Source organism: Bacillus pretiosus (genome assembly GCF_051294775.1).
GTDB classification, from domain to species: Bacteria; Bacillota; Bacilli; order Bacillales; family Bacillaceae_G; genus Bacillus_A; species Bacillus_A wiedmannii.
In genome coordinates, this window is record NZ_JBPPHF010000143.1 from 1 (window position 1) to 311 (window position 311).

The 311-nt window shown below is 58.2% G+C and carries 1 protein-coding gene; it reads right to left on the reverse strand.

Annotated elements, in window-relative coordinates:
• On the reverse strand, positions 1 to 311 hold a 311-nt coding region (locus ACSG5Z_RS30225; RefSeq protein ID WP_435712779.1), incomplete at both ends, for a hypothetical protein.

The following is a 311-nucleotide window of genomic DNA, read 5'->3' on the forward strand; positions in this document are numbered from 1 at the left end:
CTCCTGTTGGACCTGTAACTCCCGTTGGACCTGTTACTCCTGTTGGACCTGTTGCCCCTGTTATTCCTGTTGCTCCCGTCGGACCCGTTGTTCCTGTTATTCCCGTCGCTCCCGTTGGACCTGTTGCCCCTGTTATACCCGTCGCTCCCGTTGGACCCGTTGTTCCTGTTATTCCCGTCGCTCCCGTTGGACCTGTTGCCCCTGTAATTCCCGTCGCTCCCGTTGGACCCGTTGTTCCTGTTATTCCCGTCGCTCCCGTTGGACCTGTCTCACCTGTTGGACCTGTTACTCCCGTTGGACCTGTTGGGCCA